The 277-nt window shown below is 51.3% G+C and carries 2 tRNA genes; both read right to left on the reverse strand.

The features are described from left to right. Positions 1–2: 2 nt before the first annotated feature. Positions 3–74, reverse strand: a tRNA-Gly gene (locus SB658_RS23525). Positions 75–114: 40 nt separating this feature from the next. Further along, positions 115–197: transfer RNA gene (locus SB658_RS23530), tRNA-Leu, on the reverse strand. Between the last annotated feature and the right edge of the window lie 80 nt (positions 198–277).

Raw genomic sequence — 277 nt, forward strand, 5'->3', positions numbered from 1 at the left:
GGAGCGGAAGACGGGATTCGAACCCGCGACCCCCACCTTGGCAAGGTGGTGTTCTACCACTGAACTACTTCCGCAGACAGGATGTCCAGTTTTTCTAACTGTTATCCTATATAATGCGGGTGAAGGGACTTGAACCCCCACGTCATAAAGACACTAGATCCTAAGTCTAGCGCGTCTGCCAATTCCGCCACACCCGCGTAAAATGGTGAGCCATGAAGGACTCGAACCTTCGACCCTCTGATTAAAAGTCAGATGCTCTACCAACTGAGCTAATGGC

Origin of the sequence: Bacillus sp. SIMBA_008 (genome assembly GCF_046535495.1) — a bacterium.
Classification (GTDB): Bacteria; Bacillota; Bacilli; order Bacillales; family Bacillaceae; genus Bacillus; species Bacillus subtilis.